The organism is Caballeronia sp. 11_S32, from assembly GCF_056930355.1.
Genome location: NZ_JBXOWH010000001.1, coordinates 1,514,491 through 1,540,896 on the forward strand (window position 1 = coordinate 1,514,491; position 26,406 = coordinate 1,540,896).

The 26,406-nt window shown below is 62.7% G+C and carries 22 protein-coding genes; 11 read left to right on the forward strand and 11 right to left on the reverse strand.

Translation table 11 applies throughout. From position 1 onward, the window contains the following. Window positions 1-22: 22 nt before the first annotated feature. Together AC1Z32_RS06935 and AC1Z32_RS06940 are read right to left on the reverse strand one after the other, a co-directional pair. Window positions 23-1,591 carry a GMC oxidoreductase gene (locus tag AC1Z32_RS06935; RefSeq protein WP_483477945.1) on the reverse strand — a complete coding sequence of 523 codons (1,569 nt, stop codon included), beginning with the start codon at window positions 1,589-1,591 and terminating at the stop codon, window positions 23-25. 56 nt (window positions 1,592-1,647) lie between these two features. Next, window positions 1,648-2,895: a DUF1479 domain-containing protein gene (locus tag AC1Z32_RS06940; RefSeq protein ID WP_483477946.1), complete on the reverse strand. Its 1,248-nt coding sequence runs from the start codon at window positions 2,893-2,895 to the stop codon at window positions 1,648-1,650. A 94-nt stretch (window positions 2,896-2,989) separates the two neighbouring features. Here AC1Z32_RS06940 and AC1Z32_RS06945 point away from each other — a divergent pair, with 94 nt between their 5' ends. After that, window positions 2,990-3,925, forward strand: a complete 936-nt coding sequence (locus tag AC1Z32_RS06945; RefSeq protein ID WP_483477947.1) for a helix-turn-helix domain-containing protein — start codon at window positions 2,990-2,992, stop codon at window positions 3,923-3,925. Window positions 3,926-4,074: 149 nt separating this feature from the next. Here the strand turns inward: AC1Z32_RS06945 and AC1Z32_RS06950 are convergent, their stop codons facing one another. Further along, entirely contained in the window at window positions 4,075-4,398 is a 324-nt protein-coding gene (locus AC1Z32_RS06950) for a DUF4148 domain-containing protein (RefSeq protein ID WP_483478222.1), read from the reverse strand. Window positions 4,399-4,695: 297 nt separating this feature from the next. Here AC1Z32_RS06950 and AC1Z32_RS06955 point away from each other — a divergent pair, with 297 nt between their 5' ends. The 4 genes from AC1Z32_RS06955 to AC1Z32_RS06970 all read left to right on the forward strand — a co-directional run bounded on the left by AC1Z32_RS06955 (window position 4,696) and on the right by AC1Z32_RS06970 (window position 8,032). Beyond that, window positions 4,696-6,591 carry an FAD-binding monooxygenase gene (locus AC1Z32_RS06955; RefSeq protein ID WP_483477948.1) on the forward strand — a complete coding sequence of 632 codons (1,896 nt, stop codon included), beginning with the start codon at window positions 4,696-4,698 and terminating at the stop codon, window positions 6,589-6,591. Between the two features lie 20 nt (window positions 6,592-6,611). Continuing rightward, window positions 6,612-7,043, forward strand: coding sequence for a MarR family winged helix-turn-helix transcriptional regulator (locus tag AC1Z32_RS06960; protein WP_062611133.1), 432 nt, complete (start codon window positions 6,612-6,614; stop codon window positions 7,041-7,043). Window positions 7,044-7,119: 76 nt separating this feature from the next. Beyond that, window positions 7,120-7,533: a DoxX family protein gene (locus AC1Z32_RS06965; protein ID WP_483477949.1), complete on the forward strand. Its 414-nt coding sequence runs from the start codon at window positions 7,120-7,122 to the stop codon at window positions 7,531-7,533. Window positions 7,534-7,630: 97 nt separating this feature from the next. After that, the gene (locus tag AC1Z32_RS06970) at window positions 7,631-8,032 is read left to right on the forward strand and encodes a winged helix-turn-helix domain-containing protein (protein ID WP_483477950.1); all 402 of its coding nucleotides are present in this window, start codon (window positions 7,631-7,633) and stop codon (window positions 8,030-8,032) included. Here AC1Z32_RS06970 and AC1Z32_RS06975 read toward each other — a convergent pair. Then, a complete protein-coding gene (locus AC1Z32_RS06975; protein ID WP_483477951.1) occupies window positions 8,029-9,339 on the reverse strand; it encodes a DUF2325 domain-containing protein in 1,311 nt (436 codons plus the stop codon). The two genes, AC1Z32_RS06970 and AC1Z32_RS06975, sit on opposite strands and share 4 nt — an antisense overlap. Before the next feature lie 273 nt (window positions 9,340-9,612). Between AC1Z32_RS06975 and lpdA the strand changes: the two genes are divergently transcribed. From lpdA to AC1Z32_RS07000, 5 genes are all read left to right on the forward strand, one after another. Beyond that, entirely contained in the window at window positions 9,613-11,391 is a 1,779-nt protein-coding gene (lpdA, locus tag AC1Z32_RS06980; RefSeq protein ID WP_483477952.1) for a dihydrolipoyl dehydrogenase, read from the forward strand. Window positions 11,392-11,500: 109 nt separating this feature from the next. Further along, a complete protein-coding gene (locus AC1Z32_RS06985) occupies window positions 11,501-11,809 on the forward strand; it encodes a hypothetical protein (RefSeq protein WP_483477953.1) in 309 nt (102 codons plus the stop codon). A 380-nt stretch (window positions 11,810-12,189) separates the two neighbouring features. Beyond that, window positions 12,190-12,525, forward strand: coding sequence for a hypothetical protein (locus AC1Z32_RS06990; RefSeq protein ID WP_483477954.1), 336 nt, complete (start codon window positions 12,190-12,192; stop codon window positions 12,523-12,525). A gap of 605 nt (window positions 12,526-13,130) precedes the next feature. Continuing rightward, complete coding sequence (locus AC1Z32_RS06995) at window positions 13,131-14,222, forward strand: glycosyl hydrolase (protein ID WP_483477955.1); 1,092 nt, start codon at window positions 13,131-13,133, stop codon at window positions 14,220-14,222. A gap of 295 nt (window positions 14,223-14,517) precedes the next feature. After that, entirely contained in the window at window positions 14,518-15,207 is a 690-nt protein-coding gene (locus AC1Z32_RS07000; RefSeq protein WP_483477956.1) for a ferredoxin reductase domain-containing protein, read from the forward strand. A 46-nt stretch (window positions 15,208-15,253) separates the two neighbouring features. Here AC1Z32_RS07000 and AC1Z32_RS07005 read toward each other — a convergent pair whose 3' ends face one another. From AC1Z32_RS07005 to AC1Z32_RS07035, 7 genes are all read right to left on the reverse strand, one after another. Continuing rightward, the gene (locus AC1Z32_RS07005) at window positions 15,254-15,583 is read right to left on the reverse strand and encodes a hypothetical protein (RefSeq protein ID WP_483477957.1); all 330 of its coding nucleotides are present in this window, start codon (window positions 15,581-15,583) and stop codon (window positions 15,254-15,256) included. 167 nt (window positions 15,584-15,750) lie between these two features. Continuing rightward, entirely contained in the window at window positions 15,751-15,969 is a 219-nt protein-coding gene (locus AC1Z32_RS07010) for a hypothetical protein (RefSeq protein WP_483477958.1), read from the reverse strand. A gap of 176 nt (window positions 15,970-16,145) precedes the next feature. Beyond that, on the reverse strand, window positions 16,146-16,889 hold the full coding sequence (phbB, locus tag AC1Z32_RS07015; RefSeq protein WP_483477959.1) for an acetoacetyl-CoA reductase: 744 nt from the start codon (window positions 16,887-16,889) through the stop codon (window positions 16,146-16,148). 135 nt (window positions 16,890-17,024) lie between these two features. Then, the gene (locus AC1Z32_RS07020) at window positions 17,025-18,206 is read right to left on the reverse strand and encodes an acetyl-CoA C-acetyltransferase (RefSeq protein ID WP_483477960.1); all 1,182 of its coding nucleotides are present in this window, start codon (window positions 18,204-18,206) and stop codon (window positions 17,025-17,027) included. 958 nt (window positions 18,207-19,164) lie between these two features. Continuing rightward, window positions 19,165-21,495, reverse strand: coding sequence for a cytochrome P450 (locus AC1Z32_RS07025; protein ID WP_483477961.1), 2,331 nt, complete (start codon window positions 21,493-21,495; stop codon window positions 19,165-19,167). 58 nt (window positions 21,496-21,553) lie between these two features. Further along, on the reverse strand, window positions 21,554-22,717 hold the full coding sequence (locus AC1Z32_RS07030) for a dienelactone hydrolase family protein (RefSeq protein ID WP_483477962.1): 1,164 nt from the start codon (window positions 22,715-22,717) through the stop codon (window positions 21,554-21,556). 52 nt (window positions 22,718-22,769) lie between these two features. Then, a complete protein-coding gene (locus AC1Z32_RS07035; RefSeq protein WP_483477963.1) occupies window positions 22,770-24,113 on the reverse strand; it encodes an Nramp family divalent metal transporter in 1,344 nt (447 codons plus the stop codon). Between the two features lie 289 nt (window positions 24,114-24,402). Here AC1Z32_RS07035 and AC1Z32_RS07040 point away from each other — a divergent pair, with 289 nt between their 5' ends. Continuing rightward, complete coding sequence (locus AC1Z32_RS07040) at window positions 24,403-26,295, forward strand: phage integrase family protein (RefSeq protein WP_483477964.1); 1,893 nt, start codon at window positions 24,403-24,405, stop codon at window positions 26,293-26,295. The last annotated feature ends 111 nt before the right edge of the window (window positions 26,296-26,406 follow it).

The following is a 26,406-nucleotide window of genomic DNA, read 5'->3' on the forward strand; positions in this document are numbered from 1 at the left end:
CCTCTTCTCCTTTCAAGTTGCACTAGATGATCGACGATGCCGACACAGACTCGCCCGATTCGGCGACGGTCGGTTTCTTCCGCGCGGCGTGGCCAAGACTTCGGCACAGTGCTTCGCCGACACGCAGCGCCTGCGCGGCAATCGTGAGTGCCGGATTCAACGCAGCGGAAGACGGAAAGAAACTCGCATCCACGACATAAAGGTTGTCATGGTCATGCGCCTTGCACAGCGGATCGAGCGATGACGATGCCGGATCGATGCCGAAGCGCACCGTGCCGCATTGATGCGACGGCGTGTCCTCACCGAATCGGCGGCTGACGACGAACGGAAAGCCCGAACGACGCAGCAGCTCCTTTGTTTTCCTGACGAGCCGCATGTGCGGCTTAAGGTTCGTGCGCTTCCACGACAGCCGGATGTCTCCGTCATTCGTCAGTTCGATACGGCTCTCACGGTCGGGCAAGTCTTCCGACATCGCATAGAGATCGAGGCTGTGCTCGCTCAGGTATCGCAACGCGCGCTTCGGCATATAAGGCATGGCGCCGCGCAGCATGGGCTCGCGAATCTTCCCGAGCATCTGGATGTTGCCGAGCGGCCAGCTGTCGTGCTCGCCCGCAAAATAGAAATCGTTGACGGACAACGTCTTCGGAAATCGCGTGTCGTTGATACGGCGCGGATCGATCGCCAGGACGGCCGTGCAGTTATGGTTCATGTAATACCGGCCGACCACGCCGGACGCGTTCGCGAGGCCATTCGGCATGCGGTCGTTCGCCGAGGCGAGCAGCAACGCAGCACTGTTGATCGCGCCCGCAGACAGCACGAAGCTGCCGCCCGTCACCGTCTTCCGCCCTTCGCGCGTTTCGACTTCCGCCGCCACGATTCTTTTGCCGGTCGCGTCGGTCACGAGGCGCGTGACGCGCGCGCCGGTCATCAGCGTGACCGAGCCGCGCCGGATGGCAGGACGCAACAGGCACTTCTCGGCGTCGCCTTTCGCATCGATGCGGCAGGGAAAGGCATCGCAGGTTCCGCAACGCACGCAAGGCCCGCCATCGCCCAGATCGATCGAGGACGGCATATGGAACGGATGCAGTCCCAGCCGTTCGAATTGCCGGCGCAATGCCGCGATGACAGGTTCGTCCGGAACCGGCGGATGCGGATACGGGCCGGCGTGCGGCGGTTCTGTCGGATCGCCGCTTGCATCCCCTCTGATGCCGAACAGCGATTCGGCGAGGTCGTAATAGGGAGCGAGGTCCGAATAGGAGATCGGCCACGCGGGCGAAACGCCCTCCTCGTGCTGCACTTCCCGGAAGTCGTCCTCCCTGAAGCGAAACATCGCCGTGCCGAAGAACTTCGTGTGTCCGCCGACGAAATAGTACTGGCCCGGGCGATATCGCTCGTTCGCGCCGTTCAGCCAGGTTTCGCGCGTCCTGTAGCGAAGCTGCCCGAAAACCGCTTCGGCGTCCCAGTTCGCGAGCTCACGCGGCAGATCCTCGCCGCGCTCGATGATCAGGATGCGCGCGTCCGTCGCCGCGAGTTGCCACGCGACGGCACTCCCGCCCACGCCCGAACCGATGATGACAATGTCGGCGTCCATTCCTGTCTCCGTAGACTGCTTCGAGGCGCGAAGTACCGCCATGCTGGCGGGTCGGGTCAGAGGTCGAATCCGAGTTGCTGCTTGCCAAGCGCGGTCAGGCTGTCCGCAGTGGCTCGGCCGACGAAACCGGTCTCGAAGTCATCCGCCGGAAAGTCGGGCGGACTCTCCCCGCTGATGAAAGCCGGCAGTTGCCTTTTGAGGTACTCGTCGTTCTTCGCGCAGCCGGGCGCCGCCGCGATGTACATCACGTTGCTGTATCCCTTGCCGCGATGTTCGTCTTCCACCGCATGAATCACGTCGCTGTGCCAGAAGACGGTATCGCCCGCCTGCATCGGCGGAATCGATGAAAGCGCTTCATGCAGCGGCGCATGCCAGGTCGGACTGATCGACAATGCGCGGCCCGGCATCGCGCCGCACAGGTCGTCGTCGGCGACATCGTCCTGCAGCGCGCGCAGCAGCACGTACACCATGGCATTCGCTATCGGCACCAGCTGCAACGTTCCGTCGCCCGGCCCCTGCGGGGTGAGCGCCGTCCAGCCCTGAAAAGTGCGGAACATCGAACACACGGTCGGGGACGGAATCTCGCGCGCCTCGGGGCGATACGCTGCGTCGAAGGCGTCGTAGCGGCGCCAGTCGCCACTGAAAACATGTCGATAGACGCGACGGAAATTGTCGTCGAGCCATCGTTCGACAGACCCGCCATCGCAATGAGGAGAAAGCCCGAGCGACGCGGAGCCGGGCGGCCGCCGGCGCAGACGGTCCGCATACACGGGAACCTGGTCGGGATCGAAATGCACGCGCCCTTCGCTCTCCCATTTCCACAGCCGGTTCAGGAACACGCGCGTCTGCATGAGTTCCGGTGACTGGCGCGCCTCGACCTGCGGGCCGGACCAGTAGATGCCGTAGATTTGCGGCTTGCTCGATGCGAGTTCGCCGAAGTATTTGTCCTCCGCCCGATGCGCGAGTTTCTCGTCCAGACGGTTCTCTTCCACATAGCCGGCAATCGCTTCGTCCCATTCGGCGGCGCGCTGCGGACTGAAGACGCCGCGCACCACACACGCGCCGCTGTCCCTGATCGCCGCGAGCGCCTCTTCACTCACCTGTCGCGCGACGATGTCCGCATGGCGAATCTCCGGAATCACCGGTTCACCGCGCCGTCGCCGCTCCGCGATCACTTCCGCCTTGCGCCTGATATCGGCTTCGACCTCCTGGAACACTTCCTTGTAGCGCGGCAGATTTTCGCGAAGTTGCTTCTTCACCGCGCGGATTGCCGCCGGCAGATCTTCAATATGCAGGGATTCCACAGCGCGTCTCCGGATGTCTTCGAGTGCCTAAAGCTTAGACGTGAGCGCGGTTTCGTTGCGATACAATCGAGACAACCTTTTTGCACTTCCGGCCATGAAACCCGCATACGAGCACGTCAAGATGGATGCCGGTTGTTCGATCCGGGTTTTCCATCGCAAGCTGCCTCGAATACCGTTCGAATGGCATCACCATCCGGAGTACGAGCTCACGCTCACGATGAACAGCCGTGGAAAGCGCTATATCGGCGACTCGATCGTGGATTACGAAGGCAATGATCTCGTGCTGGTTCCTCCGGATTTGCCGCATACGTGGGCGTCGAACAAGTCGATCGATTCAGGCGCGCCGCAGGTGGCAATCGTGATCTGGTTCAGCGGCGATTGGGCGCGGCGTCTCGCGGACTGCTGCCCCGAATACGAGCCGCTTCGAAGACTGCTGCGCAGAGGGGCGTCCGGCCTCGCGTTCGCGCAAGAGGCGAGTGAGACTGTCAATCGAAGGCTCGCCGCGTTGTTGTCGCAATGGCCCAGGGAACGCCTCGGCGCCGCGCTCGATGTCTTGTGCGAACTCGCGGACATGGACGCCGCGCCGCTCGCTTCGCCCAGCGCATTCGACAAAGGCCAGGTAAGAGCACCTTCGGGCCACGAACCCGAACGTATCAATCGCGTGCTGGGTGTCATCGACGCCCGGTTCGCGGAGCGCCTGACGCTGCGTGAACTCGCGGACGCCGCAACGCTTTCGGACCGCACGCTGAACCGCTACTTCGCCCAGCATCTCGGCGAGAGCGTCGGCAAATATTTGAGCCGCGTTCGCATCGGTCACGCATGCCGGATGCTCGCGGATACGTCATGGCCGGTTTCGGTGATCGCTTCGCGATCGGGATTTCCAAACGTCGCCAACTTCAACAGGCAATTCCGCGCGGTGAAGCAGATCACGCCAGCCGCTTATCGCAAGGCATTCTCGGGGACGCAAGGAGAACCGCACGATCCGTCGTCGCTGGAATCCAGATCGCCTTCGCTGGAGAAACGCAGATAGATCTCGTTTGTCCATCTGCGTTTAAAGCGAGCGACGGTGCGCCGAAAGCTCACGAAGCTTCGGCGCACATACCCTTCGATTGATTTAAGCAGAACACGATAAGTCGACTGCACCGCGTTAGCTGTAACGCCTTCGAAAAGAGCGGGATGCTACTGCCCGCCGAAATAGATCTGCTTCAGCTCTTCGGCAGAGGCTGGACGAGCGACGGTGCGCGAACCGGATCCCGATGATCCGGACATCGCGCCGCCATACGCGGTTGCGCCGCTTTGGGCCGATACGCGCGCCTCTGCCGCCTGGATTTCCACCGGATAGTTCGGATCTTCACCTCTGGCCGGCGTATATCCGGCCTGTTCGAGCTGTTGCAACTCGGTTCGTACCTGAGCACGCGTGAGTGGCGCATCCGTCTGAGAGAACGCGACAAGTGGTACGGAAAGCGCCGACACAGCGGCGACCGCGATAGCGATTGATCTCATGGCGACCTCCTTGTGAACGCCAGCCAGCAGGATTCGCATGCGAACTCCTCTAGCTGGCAATCGAAGTCTAGGCGGCCAATCCTTCAACTTCGATACGATCGCGCGGGCTTCGCGCGATAGCGGCAGCCGCGCCTGGCAAAGCGATGCGGGGAGATCCGGCACGAATCATCGGCGGAAACGCCCGAAGCGTCTCGCGGGCACTAAGGGTAAACATTCACGTTCAAAACGCTTGAAATAGTTGGTGTACGGAGTATATTCACCATCACAGGTGACTCGAACAGAACGGAGGTAGACATCATGCAATTTCATCTCGACGGATTCCGGGTCGGCGACCCGACTATCGAGCCAGCCGCAGAAGGCGCGCCGCGCGTCGACATGCCCGACACGGTCGACGTGCTCATCGTCGGAAGCGGCCCGGCCGGACTCGTGCTCGCGGCACAACTGGCGCAATTCCCGGATATCAGGACGCGCGTCGTCGAGCGTCGCAGCGGACCGCTGTTGATGGGGCAGGCGGACGGCGTGGCGTGCCGCACCGTCGAGATGTTCAATGCATTCGGGCTGAGCGACCGCTTGCTGCGCGAAGCGTACTGGGTCAACGAAACGGTGTTCTGGCGGCCCGACGCAAATGATCGAGGTGCGATCAAGCGTACCGGACGCGTTCAGGATACCGAAACAGGCATGTCTGAGTTTCCGCACGTGATCGTCAATCAGGCTCGCGTACAGGATTATTTGCTCGGCGTGATGCACCGCTCCGAGCAGCGCCTCGAACCGGATTACGATCTGGAAGCAGTCGACGTGCAACGCGACGATGCCGGCGAATATCCGGTGCGCGTCACGCTGCGCCGCACCGATGAAGCGCGGCTCGGCGAGGAAGTGACCGTGCGGGCACGCTACGTCGTGGGTTGCGACGGCGCGCGCAGCCGCGTGCGTACGGCCATCGGACAGGCGCTGCACGGCGATGCCGCCAATCATGCGTGGGGCGTGATGGACGCGCTTGCCGTCACCGACTTCCCGGACATCCGCCTGAAAGCGGCGATTCAGTCCGCAAGCAAAGGCAATCTGTTGATCATTCCGCGTGAAGGCGGCTATCTGGTCCGCTTTTATGTCGATCTCGGCGAAGTCACGCCCGACAACCGCGACACGATCAAGCAAACTTCGGTCGATCACATCATCGAGACGGCTCAGCGGATTTTGCATCCCTACTCGCTCGATGTGAAAGAAGTCGCTTGGTTCTCGGTGTATGAAGTGGGACAGCGTCTGACGGACCGCTTCGACGATGCCCTCGCGGAGGACGGAAGCGCCCGCGAGCCGCGCATCTTCATCGCGGGCGACGCCTGTCATACGCATAGCGCGAAAGCCGGCCAGGGCATGAACGTGTCGATGCAGGACGGCTTCAATCTCGGCTGGAAACTCGGCGCGGTATTGCAGGGACGCAGCGACGCGAGCCTGTTGCGCACGTATTCCGACGAGCGCCAGCCCATTGCGCAAGAGTTGATCAACTTCGACAAGGAATGGTCCGCGATGATGGCCGCTCCGCCAAAGGATCCGAACCACCCCGAGGCGGGTGGCGTCGATCCTGCCGAGCTTCAGGCCTATTTCATGCGCGCGGGCCGGTACACGGCAGGGCTCGCGACGCATTACCGGGCGGGCACGCTCACGGGCGAAACGACGCATCAGGTGCTCGCCAAGGGCTTTCAGATCGGGACGCGCTTTCACTCGTCGCCGGTCGTGCGTGTCGCGGATGCGAAGCCCGTTCATCTCGGACACGCGGCACGCGCGGACGGTCGCTGGCGTCTGTACGCATTCTCGGACGCGAATCGAAGCGCGCTCCGTGCCTTGTGCGAGCATCTCGCGACATCGCCCGATTCGGTCTTGCAGCGCGTCACGCCAAAGGATGCCGACGTGGACAGCGTGCTCGACCTGCGCGCGGTGCTGCAGGAGCCTCATCGCGAAGTGCGTCTGGATGGCTTGCCTTCCATCTTGCTGCCGCGCAAGGGACGCTACGGTCTCGTCGACTATGAGAAAGCATTTACGAGCGACGCGACGACTGATATCTTCGACGAGCGCGGAATCGACCGCGAACGGGGCGCGCTCGTCGTGGTCCGTCCGGATCAATACGTCGCCCATGCTCTTCCGCTGGACGCATACGAAGAACTGGCTTCCTTCTTCCGGCCGATTTTCCGCACGCGCTAACTCTTTCCGACACAGCAAAATTGCCGATCAAACACGACGACCCCAAAGCGCTTTCGACCTTCACTGGCAGCCTCGTGCGCCGCGCCCAGCAGCGTCACGTAGCGGTATGGCTCAGCGAAGTCTCGGCTGAGATCACGAGCGTCCAGTACGCGGCGCTCGAGATCCTGCAGAAAGCGCCGGGCGTCAATCAACGGCAACTCGGCGACGAGCTCGACGTGGACCGTTCTACGATCGCCGATCTCGTCGCGCGGATGGTTCGCAACGGCCTGATCGAGCGGTCCGATGATCCCGTCGACAAGCGCAGCTATGTGCTGTTCCTCACCGCGGCCGGCAAGAAGCAGCTTTCGATCTTGCGGCCGCGTGTCGAGGAAGTCGAGCGCATACTCACGGCAAAGCTGACGCCGCGCGAAAGCGTGGAACTGAGGCGTCTGCTTGCGGCGCTGTTGCCGTAGTGTCATGGCGCATGCGGCGCCACCGGTTTTCGCGAGGTTCATACAACGAAGACGCCGTCCCACCACGGAGGTTGCCATGCGATATCTATCCGTCGAACAGCAGAAGGACCCGCTCCTTCTCGTCGCCCGCGTGCTGTTGATGATTCTCTTCGTGCTGTTCGGCTGGCAGAAGCTGATTGGCTTTTCCGGCACCGTCGCCTACATGACATCGACGGGCGCGCCGCTTCCGACCGTCTCGGCAATCGTCGCGGTCGTGATGGAACTCGTGGTCGGCATTGCGATCATCCTCGGCTTTTTCACGCGTCCGCTTGCGCTGCTCCTCGCGCTCTATACGCTCGGCACGGCCTTGATCGGCCATCATTACTGGACGATGCAGGGTATGGAACGCTATGCCAACACGATCAACTTCTACAAGAACATCAGCATCATGGGCGGTCTGATCCTGCTGGCCATCACGGGTCCTGGGCGATTCTCGCTCGACCGGAAATGAACGAACGGATCATGGTTTTTGCTATCCGGGCAACCGATAACGCCGATGGCCGCGTCATGAAACGTCCGTCCGTTTTCGTTCGTGTATCCTCACGGGCATGGCCACGACTCTGAAAACAACGGAAAGCGCGAAGGAGACGGAAACGGCGAACCAGCCGGCCGAAGTGCGCTTTCGCATGCGCATCATGAAAGGCGAGACCATCGCGATCGGTCCGGGCAAGGTCTCGCTGCTGGAAGCGGTGCGCAAGCACGGCTCGATATCCGCGGCGGCGCGCAGCCTCGACATGTCGTACCGGCGCGCGTGGCTGCTCATCGACGAACTCAACCGCTCGCTTCAGTCGCCCGCGACGATCTCCGAGCAAGGCGGGCAAAGCGGCGGCGGTTGCGTGCTGACGCCGGTCGGCGAGAGCATCGTCCGGCTTTATCGCGATATCGAAGCTCAGGCGCAAACCGCATGCGCCGAGCAGATCGGTTCGCTCACGAGGCTGCTCAAACCTTAGCCGTGACGCAGACAGAACGCGGACGGCGGCGGTGAAGACGCTTCTGTGTGCCGCGTGCTCGCGGTGAGCCGCGCGACGAACTCCACGAAGCTCGCGACACTCGCCGTGCGCAACGGCGAATACTCGACGCCATGCCGCTCGCAGACGCGCTTCAGCATGCTCATCGAATCGTGATCGATGCAGTCGACGGGAAACAGCACGACATCCGCGTTCGGCAGCGCCGCGGCGAGCAAGCCCTTGCGATCCTCGATGCCGCCATCGTGGACGGTCAACTCGCCGCCCGCTTCTTCGACCAGCGCCTTCAGCACCGCATTCGAATTCGGCCTTCCGCCGACATATACGATGCGCTTGCCATTCGCCCACTCGATCCCGCGACGGCGCGCGCCGGACTGATCGCCGGCATCGAGCGTCGCGCGTTCCAGCGCCGCGCATTCGGACTGCACGACCCGCAGCAACGCCTGTGCCTCGCCCAGCTTGTTGCGCAACACGCGCGTCTCGGCCTCCTCCCGCTGCGCGCGCTGCTCCGCGGCTTCGCGGCGGCTCGTGTGCAGCGCTAGCCGGCGCTCGCCGTCATCGACCTTCTCTCGCAAGCGCCCGACTTCGGCTTCCAGGTGCGCGGCCGACCTGTCAGGCTTGCGTTCCGCGAGCGCGGCGAGTTGCAGCGCGTGATCATTCGATTGCCTGATCGACGCATCACGCTCCGCGTTCAGTTCCAGCAGGCGCGCCTGCTGACGTTCGAGCTTGTCCCTGAGTTCGACGTTTTCGGCTTCCAGCGCGACGAGCCGCCGGATATCCGCGCGATTCGCCGCGCCGACCAGATGCGACAACATGTGCAGCTCGCCGAACGCGGACTGGCGCACGTCGATGGTCGCGTGCGGATGCGACATCAGCGCCCAATATGCGGGCGGGATGTCGCCGGACTTGAGCGCATCGTTCCAGAGATCGAGCAGCGTCTTTGGATCGCGCGCGGCGTCGAAGCGCCGGATCGCGCCGGCGTAACGTTCGTCGAGCGCCTTGTTGAGCGCCTTTGCGCCCGCGCCGCCCGCGATCGCGAGTTCCACCGCCGCGTGATGAATCTCCAGATCGCTCGCGTGATGGTGGTCGAGATCGGTGAACTTCGGCACGAGCTTGCGCAGCTCGCCCGTCGAAAGGCATGTGCCGATCACCGAGCAATGCAGATGCGAATCCAGTTCGGCAAGACGGGCGCGGCGGCGCGACGTGCGCAAGTCGGCCTCGGTCGGCTGGCAGCAGGCGTCGCGATGCGCGTGCGCGCTCGTGCGCGCGAGTTCAAACGGAGGGGTCTGCATGATCACCTCTTTCTCGATCGGCGGGGCCGGAAGGTGCGTCGTTTCAGGTCCCGCGCCAGGTCTTCCGGTTCGATATCCGCTTCGCAATATACCACCGAATATAACGAGCGGAAAAAGACGGATCGGCGCATGAGCCGCTCACCGCGCGCGCGGTGCGGACAGGGCGTATCCTACGACTTCGGCGCGCCGGGCCGGCCAGGCAAGGCCGCGTTCACAAGGCACGCTTCGCCGGACGTTTCCAAACGCGAAAAATCGCTCACAGGGAGAATCTGAATGGCCAGGGTTGAAGTCAAGGTTCCGCAGCTTTCCGAATCCGTCACCGAAGCGACGATGTTGCCGTGGAAGAAGAAAGCGGGCGACGCCGTGGCGCAAGACGAAATCCTCGTCGAACTGGAAACGGACAAGGTCGTGCTCGAAGTGCCCGCTCCTTCCGCCGGCACGCTCGCGGAAGTGGTGAAGAAGGAAGGCGATGTCGTCCACGCTGACGAAGTGCTCGCGGTCATCGATACGGAAGCAAAAGCCTCCGCGGCGACGCCCGCGCCTGAAAAGCCGGCGGCACAAGCTGCACAATCTGCTCAACCCGCGCAAGCTGCCACGCCCGTGCCGGCCGCCGCGCCGGGCGCGAAGGCCGACTTCGATGTCATCGTGATCGGCGCCGGCCCTGGCGGCTATATCGCCGCGATCCGCGCCGCGCAACTCGGCCGCAAGGTCGCGTGCGTCGAGGAATGGATCAACCCGGCGGGCAAGCCGAAGCTCGGCGGCACCTGTCTCAACGTAGGCTGCATTCCTTCGAAGGCGCTGCTGGCGTCATCGGAAGAATTCGAGAACGCAAAGCTGCATTTCGGCGATCACGGCATCAGCATGGACAACCTTTCCGTCGATGTCGCCAAAATGGTCGGGCGCAAGGAGGCGATCGTCGAGAAGATCACGGGCGGCGTCGAATTCCTGTTCCGCAAGAACAAGATCACCTGGCTCAAAGGTCACGGCAAGCTCGCCGGGAAAGACGGCGGCAACTTCAAGATCGAAGTCAGCGGCGATGGAAAGAGCGAAAGCCATACCGCGCAACACGTGATCGTCGCAACGGGTTCGAAGGCGCGGCATCTGCCGAACGTGCCCGTCGACAACAAGATTGTCTCCGACAACGAAGGCGCGCTCGCCTTCACTTCCGTGCCGAAGAAGCTCGCCGTGATCGGCGCGGGCGTGATCGGCCTGGAGCTCGGCTCGGTGTGGCGCAGGCTCGGCGCGGAAGTGACGATTCTCGAAGCGCTGCCCGAATTCCTAGGCACGACGGATACCGCGTTGCAAAAGGAAGCCGCCAAGCTCTTCAAGAAGCAGGGCTTGACGATTCACCTCGGCGTGAACATCGACGGCGTGAAGACCACGGATTCGAGCGTCTCCATCTCATACAAGGACAAGGACGGCAACGCGCAGACGCTGGAGGCGGATCGCCTGATCGTGTCGATCGGCCGCGTGCCGAACACGAACAATCTCGGTCTCGATTCGATCGGCCTTGCCGCCGATGAACGCGGCTTCATTCCCGTCGACCGTCATTGCGCGACGAAAGTGCCGAACGTCTACGCGATCGGCGATGTCGTGCGCGGCCCGATGCTCGCGCACAAGGCCGAGGACGAAGGCGTGCTGGTGGCGGAAATCATCGACGGACAGAAGCCGCATATCGACTACAACTGCATTCCGTGGGTGATCTACACGCATCCGGAAATCGCGTGGGTCGGGCAAACGGAGCAGGCGCTCAAGGCGGAAGGACGCGAGATCAAGGCCGGCCAGTTCCCCATGATGGCGAACGGCCGCGCGCTCGGGATCGGCGAGACGGACGGCTTCATCAAGGTCATCGCCGATGCGAAAACCGACGAGATTCTCGGCGTGCATATCATCTCCGCGAACGCGTCCGATCTGATTGCGGAAGCGGTCGTCGCGATGGAGTTCAAGGCGGCATCGGAAGATATCGGGCGAATTTGCCATCCGCATCCTTCATTGTCGGAAGTGATGCGGGAGGCCGCGCTCGCCGTCGACAAGCGCGCGCTCAACATCTGAGCGCACGGATGCGAGTGAAGCCGGTCGACCTTGATCGGCTTCGCCGGCGCTGAACGCTTGCAAGTCCCGCCTTACAATGAATCCGCGACACCGATCTCAGGAGAGGGATATGAAAGCGACGCTTGGCAGCAAACTCGCCGTCTCATTGATGGCGGCCGCTTTCGGCGTGAGCATGGCGCCGATCGCGAGCGCGCAGGACAACGCGGACACGACGGCCACCGGCGCCACGCAAGCCGCGCCGCCCACGAAGGCCGAGAAGAAAGCGGCGCGCAAGCAGGCGCGCGCGAAGAAGAACGCTGAGCTCAAGCAGCTCGAAGAGGCGGGCTACAACCCGGCAAAACGCGACGACAACAGTTATCCGCAGGACATTCAAAACGCGCAGAAGAAGGCGGGAATTGGTACGGGTGCGAGCCAGTAATATTCTGCTTCAGGGCCGCTTCCATTTCTGATTGCTTGCGGCCCTGACGTTTCCTTCATGCCGCGCGAGCCGGTTTCGGCTTGCCTTCTTTCACTTCACCGCTTGCGCTGGCCCGCGCTGCGCGCATAGCCCCGCCTCCGAAATTCGCCGCCCGCCAGCGAAGCCCCTGCATTTCTTTTCTCCGCGCGACGCGCGCTAATCTCACGCGAATCAGCCCCGCTGCTTTAAAACGAGGGCGGGCTGATTCGTTTCTCAGGTATGAGTCCGGCACGAGAGGCGCCGTTACGCGCTTGGACATCGCTCCGCGCGCCGGGGGCTTCTCGCTGTTCACGCACGGCTATGAGCCGTCGATAACAGTCGGCTGCCAAGGAGTCGGCACGATGAATCACGATCTTTACATGGGCAGCCTGTCGGCCATGTTTCTCTTCTGGAATGGCGCTCGCGTGCTTACCTACGTCCCTACGATCGTCAGACTGCTCCTGACACCGACCAACGCGCGCAGTCACAGCCTGCTGACCTGGATGTGCTGGGTATTGAGCAATGGGACATTCGCGCTCATGCTGCTCGAGCACAATGGCGGAGTGCCAGAGGCGATGTTCTGGATCAACACCGGCAATACGGGGATGTGCCTGATCGTCTGCGTGATCATCTTCTGCAAGCAGCGCGGACTCTCTCTCGGACGGCGGAAACGACGACCGCCCGACACCAACGCCTGACCGCCCGACATCGAAGACTCGTCCGCTTTCATCTGACTGACAGACCAAGCGGCCTGCGCGAACACGCGTGCAGGAAGCAAATTTTTCCGTGTCCATCTGCAACGGCAGATTTTTTTACTGCAACGGGATTTACATTCATCTCATAAGACGATAACCTTGCTGCCGTTGATCCGGTTTTCGGCAACGGTTGCCGCCAGAGAGCAAGAGTTTCGTAATTTCGGAAATTCTGACCTCGCTCCCGCAAACGTTTCCCACCTTCCGGCGACGCCCGCCTTCGAACTGAGCTCGTTTGTCATTTCGTAAGGCCTACGCGGGCGAACAAATCTGTTTGCTCGACTCTGCCATCCAGAGCGCTTGCCGTGCCGCGCGCTGGACCTTATCAGCGAATCCGTGCCATTCCGGTTGTTCTTTGCGCCTTGACTCCGATGTCAAGCGGCCGGTCTTGCGTTGCGCCTATCGTTTGGATGACTAATCAACGTCATCTCGATATCGCGGATTTCCGTGACTCCAACGCCACGCCGTTGGGGTCGCAAAACGCCGAAAGGGTCCGACAGCGTGCTCGAGTTCACGGGCATTGCGCTAACAAATAAGCAATGCTAAACGTAATGACGAATCGAAAGCAAAACTCTCTTCGCCCCTTCAACGTGTTCTCGGCAAAGGCCACCACCTTCGCGGCCGCGATTCTCACGAGCGTGCTGCTCGCCGCTTGCGGCGGCGGTGACGCCGGCACCGACCTGGACGCCACTGCCAAGAGCGAGCTGCCGGAGTCGACTGCGAAGGCTACGACCAGCACCTCCATCTTCTACGGCATGAACGGCCGCAACACGAACGGCGGCGCGTACGACGCCACCGCCGTATCGACTCAGCTCGCGCAACTGCAAGACCTCGGCGCGAAAATCTATCGCAACTCGGTGTACAACCTGGCTTCGGCGAAGGTCGTCGCGAAGATGGCTCAAACGATGGCGGCAGGCGGCGTGACCGTGTATCCCGTCATCATGCTGGGTACGGGCTACAGCTCCGAGCAGGCAGCCTATAACGCGGGTTACACGCTCGGCCAACAAGTCGCCGGAACCTACAAGTACAAGTACTACGAAGTCGCGAACGAGCTCGAAGCGCAAGCGCTCAACGGCAACGTCGACGGTACGAACTGGACGCACTACCGGAATCAGCCTTTCGTCGTCGCGCGCGGCGTGCTTCGTGGCCTGATTGCAGGCGTGAAGTCGGTGGACGGCTCGGCGAAGATCATCGTGAACGGCACGTGGCTGCACTACTCGTTCTTCCAGATGATGATGGACGGCTCGCAACCTGACGGCACACATGGCCATCCCACGGTGAACTGGGATATCACCGCATGGCACTGGTATTCGGACCAGGGCGACATGACGCGCGCATGCGGCGGCACGGGCTGCTACGACATGCTCGGCGTGCTCCATTCGTTCGGCAAGCCGATCTGGATCACCGAATTCGGTGTGCGTCCGAATTACGGCTCGTATCAGCAGATCGCGTCGTATATGGCGGGCAGCAAGATGATGGGCCTGTTCCAGAGCGTGGCGTCGAAGTACAACATTCAGTCGATCCAGGCGTTCGAACTCTATGACGACAACGAAGGCGACTTCGGCCTGATGCGTTCCGACGGCCAGACGACGAAGGATGCGTACTGGGCATACAAGAACTTCGTTGCCAGCCATCCGATGTAATTTGCGCGGGGCCTGAAAGCCCCGCTGAATTAGCAGCACTTCTCGCCGTTACAGGCGTACTTCACGAGCGACCCATTGCGGTCGCTCGTTCCGTTTTGGGCCACGAGGCCGCGTCGAACGTTTATCGGCATGACTATATGACTGGTATTCGGCCACAACGCCTTGCTCGCACGTCCGCTCCGCCCTACTCTCGGTGAACGCCTACCCTCCCGATCGCCACGGGGTCGGCGATATTCATACGATCCATACAGTGACGCATCTTCCGTTGGGAGGTGCGGGTTCTATCGGAGGAGACATGCGCGACAACCTGATTCCCGTCATCGTGGGCCGAAAATGGCGAATTGCCGAGGGTTACCATGCCGTTGAACTTCGGACCACGTCGCAATCGGTTCTTCCAGCGTTCGACGAGGGTTCGTGTGTCACGCTTTCTCGGAATCGCGCGGGCGACAGGGGAAGCGTTCACCCCTTGCTCCGCGTTTCGTCGCTTTCGGATGGCTATGTGATCGGCGCGCGGCAAGAGCGTGATGGCAAAGCGGATGGCTCACTATCCGGCTTTCCGTTGAATGAGCGAGACGAGGTATTCGTCGGAGTGCCCCAAAGCCCGCCGACCGTTCTGGACGAGCGCGTGCGATCGATCCTTTTTTCGGGCGGGATAGGTGCCGCATCGATCGTGGGGATCGCGAAGCGGCTCGCATCGGCGGGGCAAAGATTCGAAGTGCACAACTTCGCTCGCACGGTCGACCGCGCGGTGCTTCGGGAAGAGTTCGACGCGCTTCGCGGTCACGGCGAGGTCTATCACTATTTCGACCTGTCCAATGATCGGTTCGAGGAGACGAGCGCTCACGCGATGAGCCCGGCTCGAGCGAATACACAGATCTATTGCAGCGGGCCGCCTGCATTTATGGATTTCATCGAGCGTCAGGCGCGCGACTGGGTGTACGCGGCCAACATTCATAAGATCGTGCTTGGCAAGCAAGCCGCATAGCCGACGATTCTGCTCATGGTCGAGCGGCCGGAAGTGCCAGGTGCAGTCACCCGCGCGCGGCATTCTCCTGCACGCACGTGAACGAAACCGTCGACGTCTGCTCTTCGAGTGAACGTACGCCGCTCGTCGCTTCCGATCTGATCACGACGCGTTGCGAACGCTGCTTGCAGTAGTCGCTGGCGGCGTCCATGGCCGCGTTGCGCGCGGTCACCCACGACATGCGCGTGCCTGTCGCCTTGCCCGTGACCGTGTAAGTGTTGGGCTGCGCGCCAGCGGTGACGCCGTTCGTCGTGCCGCACGCCGCGAGCAGAATGAAAAGCGCAACCGCGCCGGACGCGCGCCGCGCTGAGACAAATGATCGTAGGGAATCGAACATACGCTTATGGACCGTGAATATTGAGATACGGCCCGAATGGTACAAGCGTCTGCGGATTTCTTCACAGATCAGAGGAAAGGCGCTGCTCGATCGGGTCCGCGTTGAGCGCTCACGCGAGCAGTGTCGCGCCTTTTCACGCTCGACCGCTCATGCGGCCCGCCGGTCCCTCAAGCCTGCGCGATGCGATCCAGCAGGTGCTGCAAGCGCGAGTGCTGACACGGCGCGAGGCCCGGTGTGGAAAGCGCCTGCACGACGCGTCCGCGCCAATAGGTCTTCGAAAAGAGCGAATTCGCGCCTTCGAGGCTCAGCACTTGTTCGAGGTGTTCGATCGCCGAGTCGAGATGACCGACGCTATAGAAATGCGTGCCTGCGCTGATGTGGTTCATGGCGCGGTCCATCGGAAGAGCGAGTGTTTCGAATGAGGGGTGGATCGATGCGCGTGCGCGATGTGTCGCACGCGTGGACATTGTCGCGCGGGTTCGTGACGAACGTGCGACGCAGGCAAAATTTGTTCACTAAAACATGGAGCGGCACGCGAATCGTCGCGCGCCGCTCGCATGCATCAGCTCATGTGCTGGCCGCCGTTGATCGCGATGTTCGAGCCGGTCACGAAGCCCGCGTCATCGGAGCACAGGAACGTGACGAGCGCGGCCACTTCTTCGGGCTTGCCGAGACGGCCGGCCGGAATCTGCGGAAGAATCTTCGTGTCGAGAATCTCCTGCGGAATCGCGGTCACCATCTTGGTCGCGAGATAACCCGGCGAAATCGTGTTGACGGTCACGCCCTTCTTCGCGACTTCGAGCGCGAGCGACTTCGTGAAGCCGTGCATGCCCGCCTTCGCAGCCGCGTAGTTCGTCTGGCCGATCTGGCCTTTCGAGCCGTTCACCGACGAGATGTTGATGATGCGGCCCCAGCCGCGCGAGACCATCTCTTCGCAAACCGGCTTGGTCATGTTGAAGACCGAGTCAAGATTGGTGCGCAGCACGGCGTCCCAGTTCACCTTGGTCATCTTCTTGAACGTCGTGTCCTGCGTGATGCCGGCATTGTTCACGAGGATGTCGATCGGGCCGACTTCGGCCTGGATCTTCGCCACGCAGTGCTGGGCGGAATCGTAATCGGCGACGTCGACGCCATAGGCGCGGAAGTTGTAGCCCTGGCGATCCATCTCCGTAAGCCATTCGGCGGTCTTCGCGTTGCCCGGCGAATGCGTTACGACGACCGCGTAGCCGGCGTCGTGCAGCTTCATGCTGATCGCTTCGCCAAGACCGCCCATGCCGCCCGTCACCACTGCGATTCGCTTAGTCATGCTGATACTCCTCGTCAATTCTCTCAGGTTGAATAATGCTCGGAATGTCACCGGCGCTGCCTTGTTGCCTCGACGCTTATTTTGATTGGATGACGCGTCGGGCCGCGTGCGCGCAGCACCGGTGTACTGCTTTCGTTACGGACGTTCGACCGCCAGCGCGACACCCATCCCGCCGCCGATGCACAGCGACGCCAGACCCTTCTTCGCATCGCGCTTCTGCATTTCGTGCAGCAGCGTGACAAGAATCCGGCAGCCCGACGCGCCGATCGGGTGACCGATCGCGATTGCGCCGCCGTTCACGTTGATCTTCGACTGGTCCCAGCCCATCTGCTTGTGCACCGCGAGCGCCTGCGCCGCGAACGCCTCGTTGATTTCCATCAGGTCCAGATCGTTCACGCTCCAGCCCGCGCGCTCCAGACAGCGCTTCGATGCCGGCACCGGGCCCATGCCCATGACCTTCGGATCGACGCCCGCGTTGGCGTACGCCTTGATACGCGCAAGCGGCGTCAAGCCGAGCGCTTCAGCCTTCTTCGCCGACATCACCACGACCGCGGCCGCGCCGTCATTGAGGCCCGATGCGTTCGCCGCCGTCACCGTGCCTTCCTTCGAGAACGCCGGCTTCAGGCCCGCGAGCGCGTCGGCGGTGACGCCGTGACGCACGAATTCGTCGGTGTTGAACTGCAGCGGCTCGCCCTTGCGTTGCGGAATCGCGATCGGCACGATTTCGTCGTTGAAGCGCCCGGCCTTCTGCGCGGCTTCCGCCTTGTTCTGCGACAGCGCCGCGAACGCATCCTGCTGCTCGCGCGTAATGCCGAATTCCTTCGCGACGTTCTCCGCCGTCGTGCCCATGTGATAGTTGTTATAGACGTCCCACAGGCCGTCGACGATCATCGTGTCGATCAGCTTGGCATCGCCCATGCGGAAGCCGTCGCGCGAGCCCGGCAGCACGTGCGGCGCCGCGCTCATGTTTTCCTGACCGCCCGCCACCACGATCTCTGCGTCGCCCGCGATGATCGCGTTCGCGGCCAGCATCACCGCCTTCAGGCCCGAGCCGCAGACCTTGTTGATCGTCATGCCCGGCACCATGTCGGGCAGGCCGGCCTTGATCAGCGACTGGCGCGCCGGGTTCTGGCCCGAGCCTGCCGCGAGCACCTGGCCCATGATCACTTCGCTCACCTGGTCCGGCTTCACGCCCGCGCGCTCCAGCACGGCCTTGATCACCGTCGCGCCCAGTTCCGGCGCCGCGATCTTCGCGAGCGAACCGCCGAACTTGCCTACCGCCGTACGCGCGGCCGATACGATCACTACGTCAGTCATTTTCTATCCTCGTCAAACAGCGAAAACATGAGCGGACTTTCCGGTCGCGATGAGCTTCGCGCGACGCGAAAAAACGCATCCATATGGAAATGGACTGGGTGAGTCCGATTCGAACTCGGGCGGATTGGTGCGCATCGTCGAGACGGAGCGACGTCCGACCGTCCGATGCATGAGCGAGCGATGACGCCGAGCGCCGCGCCGACTACGGGATGACCTCGCCCGTGGGACAAGGTACGCTCCGCAGAAAAAATCCCGAACGGGATGCGGCAAACTCGAAGCCTATTGCATGGTCCATTTATATGGGCCTTTAATAAAATCTCTCAGGTTCAGCACCGGCCTTCTCTTTCGCCTGGCTGCCGTGAATCGCGTGAGCGTGATTCCGCCGCGCGAGCATTCGCGCCGATTCGCAACAGGCATATTGGAAGTTATTCGGTCGTGCGTGCTTGTGCGACGCACCAAATTAGTAACAATTCTAAACGCAAAACATGCGTAAAAAATTTCATATTAGTAGGTATAAACCCTAGTTTGAGTAAAAAGTCCCTTAACAAACTGGTCGAATATCTCGTATTTGCTCGAACGCACGTGCATTAATCATCCTATATGACGACGAAAATTGCGCAGGTTGTATGATCAATTCAGGGCGTTCGGGCAAATACGTCACACTTACGCAGGGCCTGTGTTAGCTGCTCGCAAGCAATTATTTCTGCGCGTGCGGCCGATTCATGTCTCGGACGTCAGGGCCGACAGCGTGATTCCTTATATGCGAATTAACTACTGGGTATAACCAATTCATCTTTATCGAGTGCCGATCATTCCTCGATAACGCTGATATATGACTGCGTGATGAAACAGTGTGCAGTTAATCGATCGCGGATTGGCGCGGCATAATGTCATCCGTCGGCGAATGAAACGATTTCGCGCGGACAACGAATGCCGCGCGCGAAATTCCGCTAAATCGTCAAAGCGCGAGAACGAGCTTTTTGCTTCGCGCCCGCGAGCAGCACGCCATCATCCGATTGTTCGACTGACGTTCGCCTTTGGTGAGCACGACGTCGCGATGATCGACTTCACCGTCGAGCACGCGCACTTCGCACGATCCGCACAGCCCTTCCTCGCAGTCGCTCTGCACATCGACGTTCGCGCGCCTGAGCGTCGTGAGGAGCGTCTGATCGGCGGGCACGTTCAGCACGAGGCCCGAATCCTTCAATTCGACCTCGAATGCCTGTTCCTTCTCCGGATCGAGCGTGCCGAGCTTGGATTCGAAGTGCTCTATTTTCAACGCGTCCTCGGGCCACGCCGCGCTCGCTTTGCCGAGCGCGTCGAGCATCCGCGCCGGGCCGCACGCGTAGACCAGCGTGCCTTCATCCACGGCGAGCGTCGAGAAATCGTTGCGGGCGCCTTCTTCCGACACGTACACGAAGAGGCGCGCGCCGTGCAGCGCGCGCAACTCGTCGAGCAAGGCCATCGACGCTTGCGAGCGTCCGCTGTAATGCAGCGCGTAGTCGATGCCGAGCGCACGCGCGCGGCGCGCCATCGCGCTGATCGGCGTGATGCCGATGCCGCCCGCGATCAGCACGAGCTTTTTCGCGGTTTCGTCGAGCCGGAAGTGATTGCGCGGACCGCGGATGCGCCAGTGCGCGCCCGGCTTCACGTTGTCATGCACCCATGCCGAGCCACCGCGGCTCGCGGTCTCGCGCAGCACCGCGATATCGAAGGCGCGACGATCGTCGGGGTCGCCGCAGAGCGAATACTGGCGCGAAAGGCCGGTTTCGCCGCAGACCACATCGATATGCGAGCCCGCGGTCCAGCGCGGCAGATCGCGACCGTCCGCGGAAACCAGCCGCACGCGCACGATGCGATCCGCGCACGCGTCGATCGAATCCACGATCACCGCGCGGCTCACAGCATGCGACGACGGTTCGCCGATGCGCACCACCGCGCGCGCATCGCGCACCGACGGGTCCGCGCGCTCGGGATTCATCGCCGGATTCCATTCGACGTAAAGATGCTCCGGCCCGCGAAACGACGTGTTCGGCACATAGGTGAAGCGCTGCTCGGCGAGGCGCATGTGCGGCAGGCGGCGCGTGAGTTCGTCGAGGAAAATCTGCATCTCCATGCGCGCGAGGTTCTTGCCCATGCACTGATGCGCGCCGTAGCCAAAGGTCAGCTGATCGCTGGCGTTTTCGCGGCGGATGTCGAAGAGATCGGCATCGGCGAATTGATGTTGATCGTGATTCGCCGACGACGTGACGATCAAAAGCTTCGAGCCCGCCGCAATGTCGATGCCGCCGATCGTCACGTCCTTCGTCGCGAGCCGCCGCCACGCGGCGACGGAGCCGTTATGACGCAGGCACTCTTCGACCGCGTTCGGGATCAGGCTCGGGTCTTCGCAGATATCGCGCCACGCCTGCGGATGCTGCAGCAGCAGCTTGAGCGCATTCGCGGTGGCGTTGGCGGTCGTTTCGTGCGCGGCGACGATGCCGGCCATCATCATCGAATGCAGATACGAGTCCGTCACGACTTCGGGCAATTCCTTCTGCTTGCGAATGCCGTATTGCATCCAGCCGGGGCCGGACGGGTCCTCGCGCATCTTGTCGAGCACCTTGCCCGCGTACTGCCAGAACTTGCCGACCGCGTGCGCGACTTCCACCTGTTCCTCGGGCTTCGGCCGTCCCCAGGTGTTGACCGTATGCGCGATCGAATACCGGCGCAGCGTGTCCATGTCTTCCTCGGGCACGCCGAGAAAATGCAGCGCGACGGTGAGCGGCACCTCCCACAACATCTGATCGACGAGATCGGCCCGGCCATCGTCGATGAAGCGGTCGACGTATTCACGCGCGAGCGCACGGACCATCGGTTCGTGATGCGCGAGCGCCTCGGGCGTGAACGGGTCCATGAGCGCGCGGCGGCGCGGCATGTGCGCGGGCTCGTCCTCGTTCACGAGCGTGCGGTTCAGCGCGAAGCCGTAGGACGCGAGCACCGCGTTCGCTTCGGGGCCCGTCGGCGTGATCTTTTCCAGCGCGATCGACGGGCTGAACGTGAGGTTGTCGCGGAAGATCGCCTTGATGTCGTCGTAGCGCGTGACGACCCAATAGCCGAGTTTCGGGCTGTAGAACACCGGTTCCTGTTCGCGCGCCCAGCGCACGTATTCGGGCGGGTCTTGCTGATAGCCGTCGCCGAACGGATCGAACTCGGCGGCGCGCGCGCTCACCGGGCAGCCGTTCGGGGCGCGGGCGCTGTCATGGAAGGGACATTGGGGCGTGCGGTTGCCGCCGGCCACGTCGGTCATGCTTGTCTCCAGATACATTGTTTTTTGGCGTGACCATAGTATGCAACGGCTTAGCACTTCAAACCGGCTTACCCTCGCTCGACGCCCAGTTGGGCATCAGTTCGTTGCTCGGCAGCGTTTCATCGATCAGCTTGCGGGCGGTCTGCCGTCCCGCGACAGGCAGGCCCTCCGGATTCAGCACGCCGATCTGCACGAGCACCGAAGCCTGATCCCAGTAGATGTGCTCGTTATAAAGCTTGTCGCCGCGAAAGCGGATCACGGCGAGCATCGGAACTTCGAAGTATTTCCCGGTCGGCGCGAGGCCGGGCAGCAGCCAGTCGATCTCGCGGTCGTGCGTCGCGCAAAACACGAACTCGTCGACGACGCGGTCCGCGCCGATCGTGCGCGATACGGGAATCAGCTTTGTATCGGCCGGATTCGAATGGACGAAGTGATAGGTGTAGAAGCGCTTGAGCTGATCGTGCCCGACGCCGCCCGTCATCGTCGGCACGTGGTTCACGTAAGGCTCGGCGACCATCGTCGGCATGACGGCGTCGACATCGCGCGTGCCGAACTCGAAGTAGCAATGCTGCTCCCACAAGTGATCGAGATCGAAGAGCGGGCCCAGCACCTTGCGCAGCATCGCAAGCGTGCGCGAATACGCCATCAGCGCGGCGGGCTTGTCGAAATGTTCACTGCCCGACACGGTGAACCCCGGCGCGGTGCCCGGATACACATAGCGCTCGATGTGCGGCCTGCCCGCGAGCGCCGCTTCGATCTCGCGCTGCATCGGTATGTCGTGCCCGGAGAAGTGGAAGACCATCGGGCAGCGGATCGTCGGGATATCGCCGAGGCAAGCTGCGAAGTCGTCGGCGTCGTAGCAGGCGGCGCAATCGACATCGGCCTGCGCGGCGATGCGCGTCGCGAGCCGGCCGCCGCGCCCGAAGCCGACCACACCGACCTTGCCCGCATGCTGCGGCAGCGCGCGCAGATGATCGACGAGCGCCGCGAAGTTTTCCGCCGCGATGCCGCCGGGCTTCGGATCGTAGCCGGGAAGTTGCGGCGCGAGCACGACATAACCTTCTTCGGCGTACAGATCGGCGGTCTGCCTGATGAAGTCGTCGAGGCCCGCCATGTCGTGCAGCAGCACGATGCCCGGCCCCGAACCCTTCACGGGCTGCGTCATGTAGGCGGGAATCGTCGTACCGTCGCGAAGCGTGATGTCGATGAACGTGCCGCTCATTGTCTGCGTCTCCTTATATATAGAGGGGTTCGTCGCCGCGCTCGCCGCGCGTTCACGACAGCAGCGTGTCGGCGAGCAGTTTGACGTTCAGCACGACGATCGCGCCCGCGACCAGCCAAGCCAGTGCGCTCGTCCAGCGCGAGATCGCGAAGACGCCCATCTTGCGGCGGTCCGACACGAATCGCACGAGCGGAATCACCGCGAACGGCAGTTGCATCGACAGGATCACCTGGCTCAGCACGAGCAGCTGGCCCGTGCCCTTCTCACCGTAGATGGCCGTCACGACAATCACCGGAACGATGGCGATGCCGCGTGTGATGAGTCGCCGCGCCCAGTTCGGAATGTGCAGACGCAGGAAACCCTCCATCACGATCTGGCCGGCGAGCGTCGCGGTGACCGTCGAGTTCAGGCCCGACGCGAGCAGCGCGACCGCAAAGAGCGTCGATGCGATCGAGAGGCCGAGCAGCGGCGACAGCAGGCGAAACGCGTCGCCGATTTCGGCCACGTCGTCGTGGCCGCTCGCATGGAAGACGGCGGCGGCGACGATCAGAATCGCGGCGTTGATGAAGAGCGCGAGCGTCAGCGCGATGGTGCTGTCGATCGTTGCCCAGCGGATCGCATCGCGCCGCGCCGCAACCGACTTGCCGTACGCGCGCGTCTGCACGACCGACGAATGCAGATACAGGTTGTGCGGCATGACCGTCGCGCCGAGAATGCCGATCGCCACATAGAGCATTTCGCGATCGGCGACGATACGCGGCGACGGCACGAAGCCGCGCAGCACATCTGCGAGCGGCGGCGAGGCTGCGGCGATCTGCAACGCGAAGCAGCCCGCGATCACGATCAGCAGCGAAATGACGAACGCCTCCAGCAAGCGAAAGCCCTTGTTGATCAGCAGAAGCAGCAGGAAAGCATCGAGCGCGGTGAGGAGCGCGCCCGCGATCAGCGGAATGCCGAAGAGCAGTTGCAGCGCGATTGCGGTGCCGATCACTTCGGCCAGGTCGCACGCGACGATCGCGGCCTCGCACGCGAGCCACAGCGCGAAATTCACCGGCTTCGAATAATGGTCGCGGCACGCCTGAGCGAGGTCGCGGCCCGTGGCGACGCCCAACCGCACGGCCAGCGCCTGGAGCAGAATCGCCATCAGGTTCGACAGCAGAATGACGGTGAGCAGCGTGTAGCCGAAGCGCGAACCGCCCGCGATGTCGGTCGCCCAGTTGCCCGGATCCATATAGCCGACGGAAATCATGTAGCCCGGACCGGCGAACGCGAGAAAGCGGCGTATCCATCGGCCGGTCGTCGGAACATGTATCGTCGCGTACACCTCCGGCAGGCTCGGGCGGAAGGCGTCGTCCTGCTCGGGCGGCTTCGAAGCGGGGCGTACAGGATCAAGCATCGGCTCGTTTCTCCTGCGGATACCGGCGGTGGGCGTGCTGAAAATATGCGCCGGGCGGGATGAACATTCAAGCATGCCGGGATGACGGAAGGCACGGCTCGTGCCAGATTCATCGTCGATGCTGATAATTCGACTTATCAGATGTAGCGATTTTCCTTGTCAAATTCGAAGCTGGTTGATAACCTCGCCGCAAATGATTGAAAAGAAAGCAGAAATGCCTAGCGCTAGCGCAACCTCTGGACAACGTTTGGCAGATGGCGCGGTCAATCCCGCTTCGGAGTCGGTCCGCATGCACGCGCCGAGACGTCTCACGCGCCAGCATTTCGCGCTTTATCGCGGCTATCTCGATGGCGTCTCCGAGGCGCAGTTGCACGCATCATACGGCGATGCTGCTACAGACGTACGCACCACGCGACGGCTCATCGACGCGCTGCGCGACACGCTTTCGGTCCTCGCCCGACGCGCGCGCGACATCGAGGCCGCGCACCTGCTGCGCCTTCGTCCGGGAAGCATTCCGCTTTTCGAGCCACCGCCCGCCACTGCCGCGCCCACGCTCGACGACTTCCGGGAACGGATCGACCCCGGGGGCGTCTATGGCGAATCCGAGCTGCTGGCACTGTACGAGGAGGAATATCCACCGGGCACCTCGCCCGCCGTCGATCGGCGGGCGGCGCGCAACGCAAGACTGCGGCGGCGTCAGGCGGAGGCGCTTGCGCGCATGGAGGCTTCGCTCGCGCAGGATCCGAGTCCCGAACATCCCATCGACGGCTGGTTCGAGCCCGCGATCGCGGCGCGACTGAGTGCGGCGGGGCTCACGACACTCGCGGACGTCATCGAACTGATCGAACAGCGGCGCCATCGCTGGTATGTGGCCGTGCCGCGGCTCGGTCCGAAAGGCGCGCAACGGGTCGTCGACTGGCTGCAGCTTCACGCGCAGGCGCTTCGGCGCACGCTGTCGCCAGCCGCATTGGTGCCGCGGCGGCAGTGGCACCCAAGCGATGTCAATCGCGCCAGGCAGCTCGACATCGGAGAAACCGATGCGGTGGTCGTCGCGCCGCTCGAGGCGCTACGCGTTCCGGCGGCGCTGGATGGGTCGAAAGGGTCGAATCGGTCTGCCGCAAGCACACATTTCGATACCGATTTGCGCGCCGTTTCCGCATGGCTCGACGCCCGGTCGAGCAGCGCGCACACGCGGCGCGCATATCGGCGCGAGGCCGAGCGCCTGCTGCTGTGGGCGCTGGTGGAAAAAGGCAAGCCGCTTTCATCGCTCGATGGTGTCGAATGCGCCGAATATATCGGCGCGTTTCTGCCCGATCCGCAGCCGGCCACCCGCTGGATCGCCGCGCAGCGCGGCGAGCGGTGCTTTGCCAACTGGCGGCCGTTCGCCGGTCCGCTGTCCGACCGCAGCCGGGAGACGGCACGTTCTATCTTGAGCGCGATGTGCGAATGGCTCGTCGGCGAGCGTTATCTGGCGGTCAACCCGTTCGCCGGGTTCGCGCGCGTGGCGGCGCCGCCTGTTTTCGAATCGGCTACGCGCACGCTCAACGTCGAGCAGTGGAAAGGCGTGCTGCAGTCGGTCGAGCGAAGCGAATTTTCGTTTTCCGAGCATCGCGACAGATTGGCGCTCCTGCTGGCTTACGCCACCGGCCTGCGCCGCGCGGAACTCGCCGCAGCTACGACGGATGCCCTGAGCGTCGGGCGTTTGTCCGGCGTGGAAGGCCCGGTCTGGCGTCTCGCCGTCGGTCAGAATCGCGGTTCCTCGCGCACGGTGCTCCTGCCGCCGGTTGTCGTAGAGGCCCTGAAGGAAAATCTCGCTCTGCGCGGCTTGCCGACCCCGCTCGATTGCGCCGTGGGCACGCCGATTTTGGCTCAGGCGCGGGGCGGTCAGCCCCTCACGCCAGACGGTATCGGGAAGATCTTCAAGAGCATTTTCTCGAATGCCGCCGCGTTACTGGAGTCTCGAGCGCCCGGCAGCGGCCGGGACTTGAAGCGCGCCAGCACGCACTGGCTGCGCCACACTCATTCCACGCATGCGCTCGGGCACGGCGCGAAACTGCGCGAAGTCAGCGCCGGCCTCGGTCATGCCGATCTCTCGACGACCTCGCTATATCTCGAAAACGAAGACATCGGGCGGTTTCTAGGCGTCGAAGGGCTGATTCGCAGCGCCTCGGCGGGAAAGTAAACCTCGGTCTAGCCCCGATTTCGCGTTTACACAAGCCGCCGGCGTTGTAAAAATGCCCTGTGCGGGCGATCAAGTACTTCAGAGTTTACTTGAGGTTTACCGGTTCGCCGT

What these genes read in the sequence shown, in the direction of transcription:
- AC1Z32_RS07030 (WP_483477962.1), bottom strand. Translation starts at nt 22,717, where the DNA reads ATGAGCGGCACGTTCATCGACATCACGCTTCGCGACGGTACGACGATT.
- AC1Z32_RS06990 (WP_483477954.1), top strand. Translation starts at nt 12,190, where the DNA reads ATGAATCACGATCTTTACATGGGCAGCCTGTCGGCCATGTTTCTCTTC.
- AC1Z32_RS06950 (WP_483478222.1), bottom strand. Translation starts at nt 4,398, where the DNA reads ATGAGATCAATCGCTATCGCGGTCGCCGCTGTGTCGGCGCTTTCCGTA.
- AC1Z32_RS07025 (WP_483477961.1), bottom strand. Translation starts at nt 21,495, where the DNA reads ATGACCGACGTGGCCGGCGGCAACCGCACGCCCCAATGTCCCTTCCAT.
- phbB (WP_483477959.1), bottom strand. Translation starts at nt 16,889, where the DNA reads ATGACTAAGCGAATCGCAGTGGTGACGGGCGGCATGGGCGGTCTTGGC.
- AC1Z32_RS07035 (WP_483477963.1), bottom strand. Translation starts at nt 24,113, where the DNA reads ATGCTTGATCCTGTACGCCCCGCTTCGAAGCCGCCCGAGCAGGACGAC.
- AC1Z32_RS06975 (WP_483477951.1), bottom strand. Translation starts at nt 9,339, where the DNA reads ATGCAGACCCCTCCGTTTGAACTCGCGCGCACGAGCGCGCACGCGCAT.
- lpdA (WP_483477952.1), top strand. Translation starts at nt 9,613, where the DNA reads ATGGCCAGGGTTGAAGTCAAGGTTCCGCAGCTTTCCGAATCCGTCACC.
- AC1Z32_RS06995 (WP_483477955.1), top strand. Translation starts at nt 13,131, where the DNA reads ATGACGAATCGAAAGCAAAACTCTCTTCGCCCCTTCAACGTGTTCTCG.
- AC1Z32_RS06945 (WP_483477947.1), top strand. Translation starts at nt 2,990, where the DNA reads ATGAAACCCGCATACGAGCACGTCAAGATGGATGCCGGTTGTTCGATC.
- AC1Z32_RS06985 (WP_483477953.1), top strand. Translation starts at nt 11,501, where the DNA reads ATGAAAGCGACGCTTGGCAGCAAACTCGCCGTCTCATTGATGGCGGCC.
- AC1Z32_RS06935 (WP_483477945.1), bottom strand. Translation starts at nt 1,591, where the DNA reads ATGGACGCCGACATTGTCATCATCGGTTCGGGCGTGGGCGGGAGTGCC.
- AC1Z32_RS07005 (WP_483477957.1), bottom strand. Translation starts at nt 15,583, where the DNA reads ATGTTCGATTCCCTACGATCATTTGTCTCAGCGCGGCGCGCGTCCGGC.
- AC1Z32_RS06965 (WP_483477949.1), top strand. Translation starts at nt 7,120, where the DNA reads ATGCGATATCTATCCGTCGAACAGCAGAAGGACCCGCTCCTTCTCGTC.
- AC1Z32_RS06970 (WP_483477950.1), top strand. Translation starts at nt 7,631, where the DNA reads ATGGCCACGACTCTGAAAACAACGGAAAGCGCGAAGGAGACGGAAACG.
- AC1Z32_RS06955 (WP_483477948.1), top strand. Translation starts at nt 4,696, where the DNA reads ATGCAATTTCATCTCGACGGATTCCGGGTCGGCGACCCGACTATCGAG.
- AC1Z32_RS07020 (WP_483477960.1), bottom strand. Translation starts at nt 18,206, where the DNA reads ATGACTGACGTAGTGATCGTATCGGCCGCGCGTACGGCGGTAGGCAAG.
- AC1Z32_RS07010 (WP_483477958.1), bottom strand. Translation starts at nt 15,969, where the DNA reads ATGAACCACATCAGCGCAGGCACGCATTTCTATAGCGTCGGTCATCTC.
- AC1Z32_RS07000 (WP_483477956.1), top strand. Translation starts at nt 14,518, where the DNA reads ATGCGCGACAACCTGATTCCCGTCATCGTGGGCCGAAAATGGCGAATT.
- AC1Z32_RS07040 (WP_483477964.1), top strand. Translation starts at nt 24,403, where the DNA reads ATGCACGCGCCGAGACGTCTCACGCGCCAGCATTTCGCGCTTTATCGC.